Origin of the sequence: Pseudosporangium ferrugineum (assembly GCF_003002065.1) — a bacterium.
Classification (GTDB): domain Bacteria; phylum Actinomycetota; class Actinomycetes; order Mycobacteriales; family Micromonosporaceae; genus Actinoplanes; species Actinoplanes ferrugineus_A.
Map to the genome: position 1 here is coordinate 1 of NZ_PVZG01000005.1, position 18088 is coordinate 18088.

General features: G+C 72.8%; 14 protein-coding genes. 3 read left to right on the forward strand and 11 right to left on the reverse strand.

The annotated features are described in order from the left end of the window. Positions 1–239: 239 nt before the first annotated feature. Complete coding sequence (locus CLV70_RS11980) at positions 240–1934, reverse strand: bifunctional 3'-5' exonuclease/DNA polymerase (RefSeq protein ID WP_425440141.1); 1695 nt, start codon at positions 1932–1934, stop codon at positions 240–242. Between the two features lie 36 nt (positions 1935–1970). Continuing rightward, entirely contained in the window at positions 1971–2561 is a 591-nt protein-coding gene (locus tag CLV70_RS11985) for a nitroreductase family protein (RefSeq protein ID WP_106126540.1), read from the reverse strand. 87 nt (positions 2562–2648) lie between these two features. Here CLV70_RS11985 and CLV70_RS11990 point away from each other — a divergent pair, with 87 nt between their 5' ends. Then, a complete protein-coding gene (locus CLV70_RS11990; RefSeq protein ID WP_106126541.1) occupies positions 2649–3035 on the forward strand; it encodes a response regulator in 387 nt (128 codons plus the stop codon). Between the two features lie 44 nt (positions 3036–3079). On the opposite strand, the gene CLV70_RS11995 is transcribed toward CLV70_RS11990, so the two are convergent. The 7 genes from CLV70_RS11995 to CLV70_RS12025 form a co-directional block, all read right to left on the reverse strand. Then, complete coding sequence (locus CLV70_RS11995) at positions 3080–4627, reverse strand: Rieske 2Fe-2S domain-containing protein (RefSeq protein ID WP_106126542.1); 1548 nt, start codon at positions 4625–4627, stop codon at positions 3080–3082. A gap of 15 nt (positions 4628–4642) precedes the next feature. Beyond that, on the reverse strand, positions 4643–5830 hold the full coding sequence (locus CLV70_RS12000) for an endonuclease/exonuclease/phosphatase family protein (RefSeq protein WP_106126543.1): 1188 nt from the start codon (positions 5828–5830) through the stop codon (positions 4643–4645). Continuing rightward, positions 5827–6828, reverse strand: coding sequence for a glycosyltransferase family 2 protein (locus CLV70_RS12005; protein ID WP_106126544.1), 1002 nt, complete (start codon positions 6826–6828; stop codon positions 5827–5829). Before CLV70_RS12005 ends, CLV70_RS12000 begins: the two co-directional genes overlap by 4 nt. After that, complete coding sequence (locus tag CLV70_RS12010) at positions 6821–7600, reverse strand: UbiA prenyltransferase family protein (RefSeq protein WP_245908181.1); 780 nt, start codon at positions 7598–7600, stop codon at positions 6821–6823. The genes CLV70_RS12005 and CLV70_RS12010 overlap by 8 nt, the downstream gene beginning before the upstream one ends. Positions 7601–7670: 70 nt before the next feature. After that, positions 7671–8702: an NAD-dependent epimerase/dehydratase family protein gene (locus CLV70_RS12015; RefSeq protein ID WP_106126908.1), complete on the reverse strand. Its 1032-nt coding sequence runs from the start codon at positions 8700–8702 to the stop codon at positions 7671–7673. Continuing rightward, positions 8699–10009, reverse strand: coding sequence for an aspartate aminotransferase family protein (locus CLV70_RS12020; protein ID WP_211303758.1), 1311 nt, complete (start codon positions 10007–10009; stop codon positions 8699–8701). The genes CLV70_RS12015 and CLV70_RS12020 overlap by 4 nt, the downstream gene beginning before the upstream one ends. Before the next feature lie 76 nt (positions 10010–10085). Then, positions 10086–11933, reverse strand: a complete 1848-nt coding sequence (locus tag CLV70_RS12025) for a glycosyltransferase (protein ID WP_106126547.1) — start codon at positions 11931–11933, stop codon at positions 10086–10088. Positions 11934–12099: 166 nt separating this feature from the next. Between CLV70_RS12025 and CLV70_RS12030 the strand changes: the two genes are divergently transcribed. Next, positions 12100–13215 (forward strand): endonuclease/exonuclease/phosphatase family protein, encoded by a 1116-nt coding sequence (locus CLV70_RS12030; protein ID WP_146164044.1) that lies wholly within the window; start codon positions 12100–12102, stop codon positions 13213–13215. 150 nt (positions 13216–13365) lie between these two features. Beyond that, the gene (locus CLV70_RS12035; RefSeq protein WP_106126549.1) at positions 13366–16314 is read left to right on the forward strand and encodes an AfsR/SARP family transcriptional regulator; all 2949 of its coding nucleotides are present in this window, start codon (positions 13366–13368) and stop codon (positions 16312–16314) included. A 2-nt stretch (positions 16315–16316) separates the two neighbouring features. Here CLV70_RS12035 and CLV70_RS12040 read toward each other — a convergent pair whose 3' ends face one another. Then, positions 16317–17012, reverse strand: coding sequence for a hypothetical protein (locus CLV70_RS12040; protein ID WP_106126550.1), 696 nt, complete (start codon positions 17010–17012; stop codon positions 16317–16319). 136 nt (positions 17013–17148) lie between these two features. Continuing rightward, positions 17149–18081 carry a carbohydrate ABC transporter permease gene (locus tag CLV70_RS12045; RefSeq protein WP_106126551.1) on the reverse strand — a complete coding sequence of 311 codons (933 nt, stop codon included), beginning with the start codon at positions 18079–18081 and terminating at the stop codon, positions 17149–17151. Positions 18082–18088 lie beyond the last annotated feature (7 nt).

Consider the following 18088-nt stretch of genomic DNA (forward strand, 5'->3'; position numbering starts at 1 on the left):
GCAACCCACGACCGTTCATCTGGACCAAGACCGCCGAGGAGATCCTCGAATCACTCGCACGATTTTGTAGGCGAATTTCCGGCGCAGCACACTAGCCAGGCTCCTATGAAGTCACAACGCCACGCCTGATGAGTGCACGAGCACCTCCCGACCAGGGCCGACAAATCCCGTAAAGGACCCGAAGTCAGTCAGGCGGAGGGTCAGACCCCGGCGGGAGGTGCTCACCAACATCATCTCTGTCAGGCGGCGTCGGCGTAGCACTCGACCACCGACACGTCGAGGGGGAAGCGCACCTCCGTTCGTCCGAACAGCAGCTCTCCCGCGCGGGCGGCGCTCGTGCGCACCGCGGCGACCACCTGGTCGGTCTCGTCCGCCGGGCAGTGGACGCCGACCTCGTCGTGGACGAAGAGCACGATTTCCGCTCGCAGGCCGGTCAGGGCCGTTCGCAGGGTGGCCAGGAGGACCAGGGCCCACTCCGCCGCCGTTGCCTGGATGACGAAGTTGCGGGTGAAGCGGCCGCGGGCGCGGCCCGAGGCTCCGCCCTGCGGTGCCTCCGCCGAGCCGGCTTCCTCCGGGGGGTCGAGGCCGGCGTCTCGCCAGGCGGTGGAGGACGGTGGGCAGGTGCGGCCCAGCCAGGAGCGGACCAGGCCGCCTGCCTCGCCCGTGCGGGCCGCCGCCTCGACGTATTCGAAGGCGGTCGGGTAGTTCTGGCGGAGGACCGCGAGGGCGGGGATCGCCGCGCCGCCGGTCTGGCCGTACATGGCGCCGAGGAGGGCGAGCTTGGCGCGGGGGCGGTCGCCCGCGAAGGCGTCGGCGGCGAGGGCCGCGTAGAGATCGTCGGTCTCGCCGGCCGCGGCGAGGCGGGTGTCGCCGGAGACCGCGGCGAGGACGCGGGGCTCGAGCTGGCCGGCGTCGGCGACGACGAAGCGCCAGCCGGGGTCGGCCACCACCGCGCGGCGGACCACCTTGGGGACCTGGAGGGCGCCGCCGCCGCGGGTGGCCCAGCGGCCGGAGACGACGCCGCCGGGGACGTACTCGGGGCGGAAGCGGCCCTCGCTCACCCAGGCGTCGCGCCAGGCCCAGCCGTGCGCGGTCCAGATGCGGTAGAGCTCCTTGTACTCCAGGAGCGGCTTGATCGCCGGGTGCTCGATCTTGCGGAGCACCCAGGCCCGGGTGTTGGGGACGTCGATGCCGGCCCGGGTGAACGCGCGCACCACCTCGGCCGGGGAGTCGAGGTGCAGGCCGTGCACGCCGAACGCGGCGTTGACCTCGGCGGCCAGCTCGGCGAGGCGGCGCGGGGGCCCCACCGGCTGGGGCGGGCCGAGCAGCTCGCGCAGCACCTCGTCGTGCACGTCCGCGCGCCAGGGGATGCCGGCGTGGCCCATCTCCGCGCCGATCAGGGCGCCCGCCGACTCGGCGGCCACGAGCAGGCCGAAGCGCCCCGGGTGGCCCGTCGCGGCGATGCGCCGGTGCTGGTCCGCGTACACCCGGGTCAGGGAGTCGAGAACCACCGGGCCGGCGGCGGGCGACGGGCCGCCGACCGCGTCGAAGAGCGCGGCCTGGGTGAGGCCGGGCGGATCGGCGGGCCGGGGCGGCGGATCGGGCGGGACCGGGCCGCCGGTGAGCCGGGCGTGGGCGGCGGCGAGCGACCGGGGCTCGCCCCACCGCCCGGCGTGCCCGAGCAGCAGCGCCTCGGTGAGCTCGACGTCGTGGCAGCGGCGGACCCGCACCCCGGCCCGGAGCAGCACCGGATAGCCCTCCGCGGTGGCCGCCCAGAGCCAGCGCGGGTGGTCGGCGGCCTCGCGCGCGGCGATCGCGGCGGGCAGATCGGTGACGGCCTCGGGCGCGGCGACCGGCACGCCGTCGGGGCGGACGGTCTGCAGCCGCCCGGGACCCGCCCAGCTTCCGTCGTCGGACACCACCGCCACCAGCACCCGCTCATTCTGGAACAGGGGTACGACAGAAACCGGTCACCTCCAGCGGCCGCGGTGCACGACCTGGTCCGTCGGCTTCCGGCGGCCGGAGAGGTCGCGGGGCGGTTCCTGGCTGTAGCCGATCGAGACGGCCCCGATGGGCATGAAGGCGGCCGGCACGCCGAACGCCGTACGGAAGGACTCGATCCGTTCCGCCGGAATGCCGAAGAAACAGGCGCCGAGCCCCTTGTCGACCGCCGTGAGCAGCATCAGCAGCGCGGCCATGCCGGTGTCGATGTCCCAGTACGGCGCCGGCCACCAGCTGTCGGACCGGTCCGTGTGCCCCTTGTCCGCCTCGGCGTACCGGTCGAGGTACGCGTCCTTGTGCGAATGCGGGACGATCAGCAGCGGCGCCTCGACGTTGGCCGCGAACCACCGTTCGGGCGCGGTCTCCGGGCGGCAGGCCTCCCGGAAGCGGGCGATGCCGGCCGGGTCGTCGAGGACGAGGAAGCCCCAGCCCTGGGAGAACCCGGCCGACGGCGCCCGCAGGCCGTTCTGCACGATCAGGTCCACGACGTCGGGCGGGATCGGCCGGTCCTCGTAGCTGCGGACCATGCGGCGGCGGCGGACGACCTCCTGGAATTCCATCGCCTCAACGTAGTGCTATTGCCTCAGGGACCGCTCGCACCTGCCGATGGGCACCGTGGTCCCGCTCTTCGAGGCAAAGGCGAACACATGCTGGCATTGGTCGTCGACGACTCGAGCACGATGCGCCGCATCCTCCAGCGCACCCTCGGCCCGCTGGGCTTCGCGGCGTACGAGGCGAGCAACGGGCGGGAGGCGCTGGACCTGCTCGTGGAGATCCCGACGGTGCCGGACGTGGCACTGATCGACTGGAACATGCCGGTGATGGACGGCCTGGAGCTGATTCGCCACATCCGCAAGATGCCGCCGCTGCGGGACATGTGCATGATGATGGTGACGACCGAGACCGAGCACAGCCAGATGGTGCGCGCGCTGGCCGCGGGTGCCCACGAGTACGTCATCAAGCCGTTCACGCCGGAGACGATCCGCAAGAAGCTGGCCTACCTCGGGCTGCTCGCGCCCGAGGTGGCCCGCTAGCCGGGCGGCGCCCCTCCCCGGTGGGAACGGCGCCGCCGGCCGGCTCAGCCGGGACCGAGGCTGGCGCGTACGCCCGGCGCCACGCTGGTCAGGCACCGGCCGCTGGGCAGGTCGAACTTCCAGCCGTGCAGCTGGCAGGTCAGCACGTCGCCGTCGACCACGCCGAAGCGGCGCAGATCCGCCTTGAGGTGGGGGCAGCGGCGCTGCACCGACCAGGCGCCGAGCTCGATGTCCTCCGCGTCGACGGCCCGTTCGTGCTCGTCGTACCAGCCTTCGGCGTACTGCATGCGTTCCTCGGTGAGGCACTCGAAGAACGCGTAGATGTATTCGTTGTAGCGCCCGATCCGGGTGGCGGAGAACCGGCAGGACAGGAACAGCGAGTTGACCCAGTCGCCCTCCTCGATGTGGATGAGGTGCTCCACCAGCTCGCGCCGGACGCGGAAGCTGTAGCGGACCCGCTCGCCGGCGGCCGGGCGGACCTCCCTGCCGGGGAAGTCGATGAGCACGGACTCGACCTCGGTGCCGTCGTAGGAGACCAGGTCGAGCCGCACCGGGGTGCCGATCCCCTCGGCGATGTAGACGGAGCTCTCCAGCAGCGGCTCCATCCGCAGCTTCATCTCCTTGAGCACGTCGATCTCGGGGTGGCGCCAGGTGCTCTTCTCCGCCTCGATGATCGGCCGCTTCCGCTCGCGCATCTCCGCCAGGTGCTCGCGCTTGTTCGCGAAGAACTCGTCCACGGGCACCGGATGGGTGGTGGCGCAGTCCTCCGGGGTGACGTCGGCGACGCTTCCGGGCAGCAGCACCACTCCGTTGGTCCCGCCGACGGCCGCGTACTCGCGCAGGAAGACGGACTGGTCGGGGAAGATGTTGCTGTCGTCGCCGAAGATGTCGTTGAACTGCCACAGGTCGTCGTCGAGGAAGCAGGGCGGCCCGGCGATGGGGAACACGTGGGTGGCGCCGAGTTCGTCGATGTAGCGCCAGGTGCGGTCGAACTGGCGTTCCCGCTTCTGCCGGCCGAAGGCCCGTTTCGCCGCCGCCGTCATCTCGTAGACCATCGGATACCAGATGGCGCCCGAGAATTGCAGCAGGTGGGCGTGGACGTGGCCGAGCCGGGCGAACTCGTCGAGGTCGGTGGGGCGGGCGTCGTTCTGGTTCAGCAGGCGTACGCCGTCGTGCTCCACCCAGAGCGACGAGTCGCCGATGGGCCCGTCCGTGGGCGACGTGAGCGCCTGGATCATGACGCGCAGCCCGCCGTCCAGTTCGTACACCTCGTTGTCGCGGGTCTGGACGAAGCGGGTGAACCCGAGGTCGCGCAGCTCGTCCCGCAGCTGGCTGGTGGGGTACTCGGGCAGCAGCACCGTCGCCTTCTTGCTGACGTACCGCTTGAGGTGGGCCGGGTCGAAGTGGTCGTGGTGCAGGTGGGAGACGTACAGATAATCGGTGTCGCCCAGGGTCTCCCAGTCCAGTCCGGAGTTGTCGGGGAAGGGGAACCACGAGGCGAAGTAGGCGGGGTTCACCCAGGGGTCGCAGAGGATGCTGCCGGCCGCCGTGTCGATGCGCAGACCCGCGTGCCCGGTACCGGTGATCTTCATAGTCACGTCCTTCTGTCAGGTCAGCGAGAACCACAGGTCCTGGGGGCGGTGGTCGGAGAGCCACTCGGAGGAGACGAGTTCGTAGCGGTGCACCGCGACCGCCCCGCGGGTGAAGGTCCAGTCGATGCGCCAGAACGGCAGCGGCAGACCGGCCAGCGGGCTGTCCCAGCTGAAGTTCATCGGCGCGTTGAACCGCCAGCTCAGCGGCAGGACCTGGGTGCCGGCCCGGGTGGCGTCGTCGGTCACCGCCCGCAGCGGGTCGAGGGTGCCCATCGACGACGTCGCGTTGAAGTCGCCGGAGATCACCGAGGGGTTCGGGTTGTGGCGTACGTCGTCGGCGACCGCCCGCACCTCGGCCTGCCGCCACTCGAACTTGCGCCGGTAGTAGGAGTCCATGTCCACCTGCGGGTTCAGGAAGTTGAGGTCGATCGCGGTCGGCACGGTGACGTGCACGTTGTAGACCGACAGCACCCGCGAGCCGATCCGCAGATCGGTGCGCAGCGTCTTGTCCCGGGCGAACACCTCGTTGAACGGCGCGTCCGACGGCAGTTCCGCGGCGGGCCCGAACAGCGGCTGGGCGACGATCGGGAACCGCGAGACGGTCACCAGCTCGCTGCGCCGGGCGATGTGATAGCCGGGGAACTCGGCCCGCAGCTTGGCGTCGTCCTGGACCGGGAGGTACCCCACCTCCGCGGTGCCGGGCACCCAGATGACGTGTTCCTGGAGCAGGTACACGTCGGCGTTCTGCTTGCGCAGGAAGCGGTACTGCGCCTCGGGATCCTCGTTGCTCATCCCCCAGTAGTTGGTGTTCCAGGTGAACAGGTGGATCGCGCCCGGCGGCACGGGCCGCTCCCCCGCGCCCAGCGCCGCGACGTTGACGCCCACCTGGTCGACGCCGGGCAGGAGGCCGGCCAGCGCGAGGGCCGCGGCCCACCGCCGCCGCGGGCCGCACGCCGCCGCGCTCGCCAGCGCCAGCGCCAGGGGCACGGCGATCAGGAACACCGGCGGGGCCGAGTCGAGCAGGATGGACCAGTGCCAGCGGCCGGTGGTGACCCGCCGGACCACGTTGTAGCTCAGCCAGAGCACCGTCACCCCGACCAGCGCCCAGCCGTACCAGCGGCGGAGCAGCCGGGCGGCCCGCCGGCGGCGGGACGGCGCCGGGGGCAGCACCGCCGGGACGGCCTCGTCGAGCGTGGCCGTCATGAGGCCACCCCGCGGTACATCCGGCGGAACGAGGGCCGGACCGTCCACTCCAGAACGCCGACCGCCAGCCCGCAGACCACGGCGGCGTTCATCAGGAGGTGGACGCCGGTGAAGAAAGCCGTGAAGGCTGGACCTCGCTCACGCCGTACGAAAGCGTATTGCCCGAAGTCGACGGCGACGAACAGCGTGAGCAGAAGTCCCAGCGGGACGACCGCCGGCGGATGGACGAGGGCGACCGGCAGGCCGGCCAGGACCACCGCGGCCAGGACCGCGGCGAAGGCGCGGGAGCCGGTCTCCATGCCCTGCATCGCCCGGCCGCGCTGAAGATAGAAGGGTACGCGCAGGCGGCTGCGCCGGAACGCCTTGCTCAGGATCGGCGCGAGCCGGTTCTCGTCGGACAGGCGCCCGCCGATGCGCGAGGTCAGCAGCATGGGGTACGCCGCCGACAACCGCTCGGCGTGATCGATCTCCTCGGTCTGGCGCAGCGCCGGGTTGAACCAGCCGGCCCGCTCGAAGGCCTCCCGGGTGACCGCGCCGAGGGCGTAGAAGCCGCCGCTGACCGGCCCTTCGGCGCTCTTGCGCCAGTAGTGGTACTGCAGGATCCGGTACTGACCGATCGGCCCCTCGGGGAACAGCGGCACCTTGTCCGGTACGCCGAAGACGGCGCCGTAGCCCTCGGGCCCGGAGAGCAGCCGGACGGCGTTGGCGACGGCGTCCGGGCTCATCGCCACGTCCGCGTCGACGAAGAAGAACACGTCGCCCTTGGCGTGCCGTACGCCCAGGTTGCGCGCTCCCCCCGGCCCGCCGTTGACGTCGCTGCGGATCAGGGTGCAGGGGTGGGCCGCCGCCACGGCCGCACTGTCGTCCGTGCTGACGTCGTCGACGACGATGACCTCGACCGGCGGGTACGTCTGGGACAGCGCCGCCGACAGGCAGAGCCCGATCGTGCGGCTGTCGTTGTACATCGGGATGATGACCGAGACCGTCGGCTCATCCATACAGGAGTCCTCCCTCGAAGACGAGTAGCCACAGCGCGGCGTTGACGAGCATCACGCGGTCCCGCAGGAGGACGCGGACGGGACTGCCGCCCCCCGCGTTCACCAGCACCACCTGCAGGTAGCGGAACAGGGCGAACAGCGCGAAGGGCACGGTGAACAGGGCCGCGGCGCTGAACGTGTAGACGTAGAGCTGATAGGTGATCAGGGCGAGGGCGGCGGTCAGGACCAGCAGGTGGTCCAGGAGCGACTCGTTGTAGCCCGCCAGCGCCGGGCGGTGGGCGACGCCGCCGGCCCGCAGCTCGTGGCGGCGCTTGCCGAGGATGAGCAGCAGGCACACCGCGAGGACGCACAGCGTCAGCCAGCCCGACGAGGGCGAGCCGACCGCCTCGTAGCCCTGCGCAAGCCGCAGCACGAAGCCCAGGGCGACGACGAACAGGTCCACCAGCGGCACGTGCTTGAGCACGAAGCTGTATGCCGCGTTGACGACCAGGTACGCCAGCAGCGGCCACCAGTCGGTCACCGCGGGGCCGACGACGGCGGCGAGGACCGCCGCCAGCGACACGGCCAGCGCACCGGCCGCCCAGGGCGACACCCGGCCGGCCGCGATCGGCCGGTCCCGCTTGGTGGGGTGGGCCCGGTCCCGTCCCCGGTCGGCGATGTCGTTGGCCACGTAGACCACCGCCGACGCGAGGATGAACGCCAGCACCGCGATCCCGGCACGGCCCGCGTGGCGCCACCCCAGCAGCGCCGGGTCCAGCAGGGGCAGCACCACGACCAGGTTCTTCGGCCACTGTCCCGGCCTCAGCAGCCGGAGCAGGTCGCGGGCGGAGCGCCGGGACCGGTCAGAAAAAGACCTTGGCGGCGGCGAGAGCGCCCTGCTTCCAGGGATCGCGACTGGTACGTCCGTTCTGGTGGGCGGCATGGCGTGGCTCCTTGCGCTGATCGCGCCACCAGGCATAGGTGCCGAGGATGGCGTCCCGGTTGGACATCAGTGGCCGATAGCCGAGCCGTCGCTGCGCCTTCTCGATGCTCACGTACGAGTCGGCGGTGAGTTTCTGCAGCAGACGGCCGTACACGGGCGACAGGCGGGCCCGTTCGAGCAGGCCCAGCACGGCGAGGGCGGGACGGCCGGGCAGCGACACCACCCGGCGGCCGTGCCCGGCCGCGTCGAGCACGGCCTGGAAGTCCTCGCGCAGGGTGCCGAACTCCGCGGCGGCCAGGTTGTAGGTGTCGTTGGCGGCGTCCTCCGGCGCGTCCAGGACCGAGACCACCGCGTCGACGAGGTCCGCCAGCGCCAGCATCTGGATCCGTACGTCGCCCCTGCCGAGGACCGGGAAGTTGCGCCCCTCCTCGGCCCACTCGAACAGCATCGCGAACAGTCCCATCCGGCCGGGGCCCACGAACGTCTTCGGCCGCAGGATGGGTACGCACAGGCCCTCCGCGCGCAGCTTGTCCGCGACCTCCTCGGCCGCCGCCTTGGCGGAGCTGTACGGGTCGACTGGCTCCCGCGGGTACTCCTCGGTGGTCGGTACGACGCCGGGCAGCCCGTAGACCGCGGTGGACGAGATGTGGACCAGCCGCGGCACCCGGGCCCGCGCCGCCGCGGTGAGCACGGTCCGCGCGCCGTCCACGACGATCGACCGGATCTCGGGCACCGGATAGCTCGGCAGCGCCGACGCGCAGTGCACCAGGGCGTCGGCGCCGTCCATCGCTCGGGCCATCGCCGCGGCGTCGCGGATGTCGCCGACCACCTCCACCCCCGGCCCGGGTCGCAGGTCGATGCCGCGCACGTGATGGCCGTCGGCCACGAGCCGCTCGGTGAGCCGGGAGCCGAGCATGCCGGCGGCGCCGGTGACCGCGATGATCCGGTTCACCACAGCGTGCTCACCTTCTCCTTGAGGAATCGGGTGACCAGCCGGCCGAGCCCCTGCGCGAGGGTCCGGTCGAGGGCGTCGACCGCCCGCTCGGCCTCCTCCGGGGTGGTGACCAGGCTCGGTGCCAGCACGAGCGGGCTGAGCCCGTTGAGCGTGTAGTAGGTGAAGATGTCGTGGTCGTGGTACATCGCGTTGACCACGGCGCAGGCGATGAGCTTGGTCTTGAAGCGGGGATCGCGGGCCATGCCGCCGGGTGCCAGCCGGGCGATGACGTCCAGGATGCGGGGACCGCCGTCGAGGAAGACCCCCCACAGGGCGCCGGCCCCGGCGACCTCGCTCACGATGTCCGGGTGCTGCTTGGCCAGCCGCCGCAGCCCGGGGCCCAGCACCCGCTCCAGGTCGCGGGCGCGGGCCGGGTACTCGTCGTCGACGGCGATCGCGATGGCCTCGATCGCCGTCGCGCACTCCTCGCCGAAGCCGTAGTACGTGGTGCTCGTGCTCTGCAGCAGGGCGTCGCCGAGGTTGTCGTACGCCCTGCGGTAGATCGGCTCCCGGGCGACGAAGGCGGAGATCGACGACTTGCCGCCGCCGAACGACTTCGACGTGGTCAGGACGTCGGGCACCAGGCCCTCGTGGCGCATGAAGTAGAAGAGGCTGCCGGTCTTGCCCCAGCCGGTGTAGATCTCGTCGAAGATCAGCACGATGTCCTCGGCCGTGCACAGCTCGCGCAGGCCGCGCAGGAACTCCTCGGAGCACCAGCGCAGGGTGGACGCGCTGAGGGGTTCGATGAGGATCGCGTACACGTCGCCGGGGTGGGCCGCGACGGTCCGCCGGAGCGAGTCGAGGTCGCCGTACCGGAAGGTGTCGATGCCGGGGATGGTCGGGAAGGAGAAGTGGCTCTGCCCGGTCAGCCCGCCGGAGCCGAGCAGCTTGCCGTGGAAGCTCGAGTCGGCCCGCAGGACCGTCCCGCGCCTGCCGTTGTGGTACTTGTACGCCAGCTTGACCGCACCCTCCACCGCCTCGGCCCCGGAGTTGGGCAGGAACGACATGGTCAGGTCGGCCGGCAGCACGGCGGCCAGGTTGTGCGACAGCGCGGCCAGGTACGGCGAGAAGTACGTCTTGTGCACCTCCATCCGCTGCCGCTCGGCGAACCGCTGCCGCGCCGCGAGGATGCGGGGGTGGTTGTGGCCGTGGTTGAGGACGCCGACGCCCCCGGTCAGGTCGAGGATCCGGCGGCCGTCGCGCTGGTAGAGGTAGGCGCCCTCGGCCCGGTCGACGAGCTCGCGGCCGAAGCCGAACGAGGTCATCAGCGAGACCTGGCTCCTGTTGACGTGCCGGCGGTAGAGGGCGTGGACGCGGTCGATGTCGAGGCTCTCGGCCTCGTCAAGGGTGAACAGATCGGGCATGCGGCGCTCCTAGGGCGGCGGATCGGGACAGGCCGAGGACGGCGAGGGAGATGGACACTTCGACGAGGACGCAGACGAGCCGGCTGGCGATGGCGGCGACCCCGGCGGCGCTGAGCGGAAGGACCGTGGCCAGGGCCGCGGTGAGGGCGAACTCGCGGACCCCCCAGCCGTCGGGCGTGATCACGGAGAGGCTGCCGGCCACGGTCGCGAGGGCGAAGGCGCCGACGGCCACGGCCGCGGAGCCGGCCGGTCCGGCGCCGAGCGCCACCGCGATGGCCCACAGGTGCAGGCCCGAGATCAGCCAGGAGACGACCGCGAGCGCCAGGGCCCGCCGCAGCCGGGCGGGCGGCACCGGGGTGACCGGCCGCTTCAGCAGCCGCGCGGCGAGCGTGATCGGGCGGTTCAGCAGGTCCGGCCGGACCAGGCAGGCGACGAAGAGGAGCACCGGCGCGGCGATCCAGACGCCGGGCGCCGCGAGCAGGCCCACCCCGGCGCCGGAGAGGATGGTGAGCCCGATGCTGACCAGGTAGGCGGTGACCATCCGCTCCGCGGGCACCCCGGCGCGGCGGCCGAGGTCCACGTGGGTCACCACGCCCCACACCCGCCCGGGAAGGTACTTGCCGAGCTGGCCGAGGAAGAAGATCCGGGCCGCCACCAGCCCGTCGAGCGGCACCAGCGCCCGCCACGCCGCCATGCCGACCAGCAGCCCCGCCAGGTTCGCCACGGCCGCCGCGCAGACCAGCGGGACCGCGCCCGGCCGCGCGAGGGCCGCCGCCGCGGCGGGGCCGTCGCGGCGCAGCGCGAAACCCACCCCGGCCAGCGCCGCCACGATCACGACCGGGGTGAGCCAGCGGCTGGGCCGGCCGCCCAGCACCATCCGCAGCAGGCCGATCGCCAGGCCGGTGAGCAGCGCCAGGTGGATCAGCAGGTGGACGCCGAGGAAGAACGGCACGAACCGGACCCCGCGGTAGCGGACCACCAGCCGGAGCAGGCCGGGGTCCGAGCACGCGAAGGTGAGCAGGAAGAGGGCCGTGAGCCCGGCGGGCGCCGGCCCGAGGACCATGAACGGCGCCGTGGCCGCGGCCGCCGCGACCGCGAGGATGCCCAGCGGGCGGTTCGCCGTCAGGCTCGCCTTGCCCTTGCGACGGGCGCCCAGGACGGTGCGCGCCAGCAGCTGCGACCGCCGCACCTGCTCCGACATCAGGCGCCCGAGCCGGTACTCCTCGTCGTGGCCGGCCATGATGCGGTCCGTCATGACGATGCGGGTGATCGGCGCCAGCCGGTCGCTGAACTCCAGGTCCTCCGAGTCCCGAAGGGTCTCGTCGAACCCGCCGGCCGCCTCGAACACCGACCGCCGGACGGCGCCCTGGGCGAAGAACGCCGTCTGCACCACGCCCAGCCGGCGCCACCGCCACCAGTACGTGTGCAACGTCTTGTACCACTCGACCGGACCGTCGTCGATCAGCGGCTCGGGCGCGGTCACCCCGTGCACGCAGCCGCACCCCGGGTCACCCTCGAGGATCTCCACGGCCGCCGCCAGCGAGTCCGGCGTCAGCGCCTCGTCGGCGTCCAGGAAGAACAGCACGTCGCCGGTGGCCGCGGCCGCCCCGGCGTTGCGGGCGACCGAGACGCCGCCGTTGACCGCGTTCTCGACGAGCCGGCAGGGCAGGCGCCGGGCGATCTCCGGGGAACCGTCGGTGCTGCGGTCGTCCACCACGATGACTTCGTGCGGCGGATAGGTCTGCGCGAGAACCGACCGCACAGAGGCTTCCAACGTACGGGCTGAGTTGTAGCTGGGAATGATCACCGAGACCGTCAGGCTCATGCCGGGGAGTAGAGCAACCCGGCATATCGATCGACTATCTGTCGCCTTCCGGCCGCGGACAGCCACCGCACCGGCGGGGCATCACCGCGGCATTGGTCAATACCGCCCCGATGCTGGTTCGATATCCCGCGCTGATTCGCTGCCGTCACAGAACCCGAGGAGTGGCATGGATGTCGATCGCGGGAGTCCGGCTCCTCCGGCCGCCGTACGAGTCCGCGCGGGCGGTGCGTCCCGCGTCCTCGCCGCGGTGGTCGCCGCCTGGCTGGTCTTCACGGTCGCCCACCTGGTGCTCAACGGGCGGTGGTGGGTGTGGCTGTTCGCCTCGGCGCTGCCGCCCGTGCTGTTCGTCGCCGTCCCGGCGGGCGCCCTGGCCGCCGCGGCGCTCGTCCGGCCGGTGCGCCGCCGGGTCGTCGCGGCGGCGGTGCTGGCCCTGGCGCTCGGCGTCGCGGACAGCGGCCTGAACTGGGCGGCGCTGTGGCCCACCGACCGGTCGGCGCCGGCCGGTGCGCTCCGCGTCTTCTCCTGGAACACCGAGTACTGGGACCAGCAGGACGACCCGGACACCTTCTACCGGTTCCTCAAGGAGCAGAACGCCGACGTCTACCTGTTGCAGGAGTACCTGGGCTGGGATCTGAGCCGGCCGTACGACGGCGAGTTGCCCCTGGACGACCTGGCGAGGGTGCGGCGGGAATTCCCCGGTTACCACATCGCCGCGCGCAGTGAGCTGCTGACGCTGTCCCGGCTGCCGATCGTCGCGCAGCCGCCGGTGGCCCCGGATCCCGCGGCGTCCGGTGACGGCGGGGCCGACTTCCACCGGGTGTTCCGGGACGCGAAGGTGCTGCGGACCGATGTGCGGGTGGGCGGGTCGACGGTCTCGTTCTACAACGCCCACATCGCGGTGCAGCTGAAGATCGCCAGCCCGCTGTCGCGGTCGTTCTGGTCGTTCCCGCACCGCGCGGACGAGCAGCGTGCGGCGCAACTGCGCGGCCTGACGGAGGACATCGCCGCCAACCCCCGCCCGGTGGTGGTCGCCGGCGACTTCAACACGAGCCCGGCGATGGCCGACGTGGACGGGCTGTCCCGCCTGCTCCGCGATCCGGCCCGGGCGAATTCCCGGCTGTACCCCGCGTCGTGGACGCCCGGCCTGCTGCCGCCGCTGTGGCGCCTGGACTGGGCGTTCGTCAGCCCGGGAGTGAATGTGCACACGTACGCCTTCCGCTCGCCCAGGTCCATGTCCGATCACGACGCGCAAGAGCTGACGCTCACCTTCCCCATGAAATAGGTCACGTTCGATGGGTCCCCGGGCCCTCGGGCGTCCTGATTAGACTCGGCTTCACTCAAAGTCAGGGGACGTCCACACCCTGCAACACTTAACAAAGCTGCCGGTTGGACCGAGCGGCTCCGTGCCTGCTGCCAGCACCTGGAAGGACCCATGGAACTGCAGATTCTCGGACCGCTGAGGGCCAGCGTCGCCGATCGCGACATCCCGCTCGGCGGCCGGCGCAACCGCGCGATCCTCGGCGTCCTGGCCCTGGAGGCGAACCGGCTCGTCCCGACCGAACGGCTCCTCGACGCGGTCTGGGAGGGCCGGGCGCCGTCCACCGCCCGCAGCCAGGTGCAGATCTGCGTGTCCGCGCTGCGCCGGTCGTTCACCGAGGCCGACGCGCCGGACGTGATCCGCACCCAGGCCCCCGGCTATCTGCTGCGCACGGCGCCGGGGCAGCTCGACGCGGCCGTGTTCGACGACCTGGTGATCCGCGCCGGCCTGCTCGTGGAGAACGGCCACGACGCCGACGCCGCGACCGAGCTGCGCCGGGCCCTGGCCCTGTGGCGCGGGCCGGCCCTCGGCGGCCTGCTCGGCCGCATGCTCGAGGCCGGCGCCCGGCGGCTGGAGGAACGGCGGCTCGCCGCGACCGAGGAGTGCCTGCGCCTCGAACTCGCGCTGGGCCGGCACGCCACCGTCATCGACGAGCTGCGGGCCCTGGTCGACGAGCATCCGCTGCGGGAGACGCTGCACTGCCACCTCATGCTCGCGCTGTACCGGGCCGGCCGGCAGGCGGAGGCGCTCCAGGCGTACCGGAGTGCGCGCGGCATCCTGGTCGACGAGTTCGGCATCGAGCCGAGCGCGGAGCTTCGCCACCTGGAGCGCGACATCCTGCGGGGCAGCGTGGCCCCCGGCCCGGCGGCACCCCGGCGCAGGCCGGCCGCCCCGCCCGGCGGCCGACCGCCCATACCCCGCCAGTTGCCCGCCGGCGTCGCCGACCTGACGGGACGCCAGGAGGCCGTCGCCGAGCTGACCCGCCTGCTGTCGGCACCGGCGCCGGGCCTGTCCGTGCCCGTCATCGCCGTCACCGGCACCGGCGGCGTGGGAAAGACGGTCCTGGCGGTGCACGTCGCGCATCAGCTGAGCGACATGTTCCCGGACGGCCAGCTGTTCGTGAACCTCGGCGGTGCGACGCCGGCGGCCGACCCGTCCGAGGTCCTGCGGCGCTTCCTGCGCGCGCTGGGAGTGCCGGACGCCGCCGTACCGGACGGGCTGGACCAGCGGGCGGAGATCTACCGGAGCCTGCTCGCGGACCGACGGGTGCTGGTGGTGCTCGACGACGTCGCGGAGGAAACGCAGCTGCCGGCGCTGATGCCGGGCAGCGCGAGTTGCCGGGTACTCGTCACCGCCAGATCGCGGCTCCCCGGGCTGCCCGGCGCGCATCGCGTGGAGGTGGGCATGCTGCACCGAGCGGAGGCGGTGCAGCTGCTGGCCCGGATCGCGGGAGCCGACCGGGTGCGCGCCGATCCCGCCACGGCGGACGAGATCGCGGGGCTGTGCGGCGGGCTGCCGCTGGCCGTGCGGGTCGCCGGCGCCCGGCTCGCGGCCCGGCCGCACTGGCCGCTGGCCCGGCTGGCCGATCGCCTCGCCGGCGAGGCCGGCCGGTTCGACGAGCTCGAGCACGGCGCGACGTCGGTCCGGGCCACGCTGGGCAGCAGCCTCCAGGGCGTACGGCCGGAGGATCGCCGCCTCCTGAGCCGGCTGGCGCTGCTCGAGGTGCCGTCCCTGGCCGCCTGGATGGGTACGGCGGTGCTGGGCGCCGGCGCGACCGATCTCGAGGAGTCGCTGGAACGCCTGGTCGAGGCGCAGCTGCTGGAGGTGTGCCCGGAGGACCGGGCCATGGTGCGCTACCGCGTACCGGAGCTGGTGCGGGTCTTCGCCCGCGAGCGGACGGTCCGGGAGCGGCCGGCCGCCGAGATCGAGGAGCTCCACCGGCGGTTCGCCGGCGTCCTGCTCGGCCTCGCCGAGGAGGCCTACCGGCGCCAGTACGGCGGCGACCGCGTGCTGAGCCCCGGCACGGCGCCCCGCCCCGCCCTGCCGCCGCGCTGGGTGGACGACCTGCTCGCGACCCCGGGCGCCTGGCTGGACGCCGAACGGATGACGCTGGTCAGCGCCGTCCGGCAGACCGCCGCGCTCGACTGGGACGAGGTCTGCTGGGAGCTGGCGCTCGCCGCGGCGGCCGGGTTCGAGGCGCGCGGCCTCGTCGACCTGTGGACCCGGTCGGCCATGGCCGCCGCGGAATGCGTCCAGCGGACCGGCAACGTCCGCGGTACGGCGGCGATGGACTGCTCGATCGGCGCGGCCCTGCTGTGGCAGGGCCGGTTCACCGAGGCGACCGAGCGGCTGGACGGCGCCCGGGCCGGCTTCGAACGGTGCGCGGACGGGCACGGCGAGGCCCTGGCGCTGCGGCTCCTGGCCCACGCCGACCGGGTCGCCGGCCGCGTGCGCCTGGCCCGTCGCCGGTACGACCAGGCGCTCAAAGGTTTCCGTACGCCCCCGAACCCGGCCGGCCAGTCGCAGGTGCTGACCGACATCGCCGCGCTGCTCCCCGGCGAGCAGGCGGCCCACCTGCTGAGCGAGGCGCTGACGATCTCCCGCATGACCGGCGCCCGGCGGCCCGAGGCGCGGGCGCTGCACGGCGCCGGCGAGGCGGCCCTGCGCGACGGCGAGCCGGAGGCCGCGGTCAAGGCGTTCGTCAGGTCGCTGCGGGTGGCCCGGCACGTCGGCGACCGGTACGGCGAGACGCAGGCCGTGCTCGGGCTGGGCCTCGCCGACCTGCTCGCCGGCCGGCACGAGCCGGCGCGGACCCGGGTGTCCGCGGCGCTGGACGCCGCCCGCGAGATCGGCGCCCGGCTGCTGGAGGGCCATGCGTTGCTCGCCCTCAGCCGGGTCGACGCGGCGCAGGGCCGGACGACCCTCGCCGGCCGGCGGCTGGCGAAGGCCGGTGAGATCCTCGGCGCCGCGCAGGAGGCGGTCCCCGCGGCCGGCGAGGTCCGGGCGCCGGTGAGTCATCCCTCGTGGAGCCGGCCCGGCCCGCGGACGGCCCGCAGCGCGTAACGCTAGCGGGGTAGGCGTACGCCGACCACGTGCGAGAGCGCCGCCCGGTACGCCGCGGCGGCCAGCCCGGTCGCCACGACGGCGAGCTCGGCGGCGCTCACCGCGTGGCTCAGCCGCGCTCCCAGCGGCGCCAGGTCGACGACTCCCGTGGCGTCCACGACCGCCGCGTCCCGGGCGAGCCAGCGCGGGTCCAGGGCATCCCGGGGCGGCGCGATGATCAGCACCAGCTCCGCCCCCTCGAGGGCCTCCCGCACCGAGCCCGTCACGGCCACGGTGGCGCCGTGACCGCCGCGCGGGTCCGGCTCCGGGCTCACCGGCACGGGCCCGGACCGGCACACGACGAGCTGCACGATGCCCGGCACGCTGCGCAGCAGGTGCTCCACGCAGGACACCTCCCGGCGCCCGTCCCCCAGCACGCAGACCACCGGCAACGGGCCGGCGAGGGACCGGGCCAGCGCCGACACCGCGCCCGCGACGCACACCTCCCGGAACCGCCGCGAGGAGATGACGCAGACGACCCGGCGGGCGGCCGGGTCGGCCACGACGACGAGGCCGTCGCCGGCCGGCGGCGACGTCGCCACCAGATCGGCCGGCGGATCCGCCAGGACCCGCGCGGCGACGGCGACCGGGTCGACCCGGGCGAGCAGCCAGCCGGTGGTCGCCTCGTCGAGGTAAAGGATGGGGTCCGCACTGGTCATCGTCGCTCCGGGTCCGGGGAGCAGAACCCTCCCAGAGGCCCGTATCAAGCGTCTTGCGATCGGCTATCGCGCGGACATGCCGCGGCGCCCTCCTCCCGGCGGGGAGAAGGGCGCCGCACGCGACCGGGGTGCCGGGCTACTTCGTGGCGCCCGCGGTGAGGCCGGACTGGATCTGACGCTGGAAGAACGCGTACACGATGATCATCGGCAGGATCGAGAGGGTGAGCGCCGCGAAGAGCGCGGCCCAGTTGGCCTGGTAGCCCGCCGAGACCGAGATGTTCGCGATGCCCTGGGTGAGCACCCACTTCTGGTCCGCGCCCTGGCCCTGCATGATGGCGACCGGCAGCAGATACTGGTTCCACTGACCGACGATGTTGAAGATCGTGATGCTGACCAGGCCGGACCGGGCCATCGGCAGCATGACCTGGAAGAACAGCCGGGTGTGCGAGGCGCCGTCGACGATCGCCGCCTCCGCGACATGGTTCGGCAGCGTCTTGAAGAAGGCCGTCATGAAGAAGACCGTGAACGGCAGCGAGTAGGCGATGTAGACCAGGATCAGACCGGTGTACGTGTTCAGCAGGTTGAGGTTCTGCAGGATCAGGAACAGCGGCACGATGGCCATGAACACCGGGAACGCCAGGCCGGAGACGAACAGGTAGTAGATGAACCGGTTGCCGACGAACTTGTAGCGCGCGAGCACGTAGGCGGCCATCGACCCGAAGACCATCGTGCCCGTGGTGCTGACCGCCACCACGAAGACGCTGTTCAGGAAGTAGCGGCCGATGTGCGCCTCGGTCCAGGCGGTCTTGTAGGTCTCGAACGAGATCTTGCTCGGCAGGCTGAACGGCGCGGCCGTGAAGATCTCGGTGTTGCTCTTGAACGACGCCAGCACCACCCAGATCAGCGGGGCGACGACGAGGATTCCCCAGATCGCCAGCGCGACGTGCGCGAAGCCGCTGAAGAGCTTGATCTCCTTCTTCTCCCGCCCGGCGGAGGCGGAGTGCCGCGATCCCGGGTACGGCACGGTGCCGGGCGGCGGCGCGGAGACATCGGTACGCAGATTGGTCATCTCAGGC